This window comes from Frigoribacterium sp. AC759 (genome assembly GCF_979256015.1).
The window spans coordinates 1-256 of the sequence record NZ_CEEDMT010000124.1; the positions used below are offsets into that span (position 1 = coordinate 1).

1 pseudogene is annotated in these 256 nt (G+C 64.8%); it reads right to left on the reverse strand.

Features of this window, described 5'->3' with window-relative positions:
- Nucleotides 1–256: pseudogene (locus ACZ6JE_RS15345) on the reverse strand (hypothetical protein); the annotation flags it as partial.

The following is a 256-nucleotide window of genomic DNA, read 5'->3' on the forward strand; positions in this document are numbered from 1 at the left end:
TCTCGCGGCTGAAGCCCGAGGTGTTGACGAGGAACTTCTGCATGTACGTCGTGTACGCATAGAAGGCGAGCGTCCCGCCCGCGGTCAGCAGCAGCACCGTCGCCGCCTCGCGCGGATGCTCCCTGAACAACAGCCAGCCCCTGGACTTGGGCTTGTCGCGCGCATTTTCGAACGACTGCGTCTCGGCCAGACCGCGACGGATGCGAAATACCACGATCGCCAGCAGGCCACCGATCGCGAACGGGATGCGCCATCC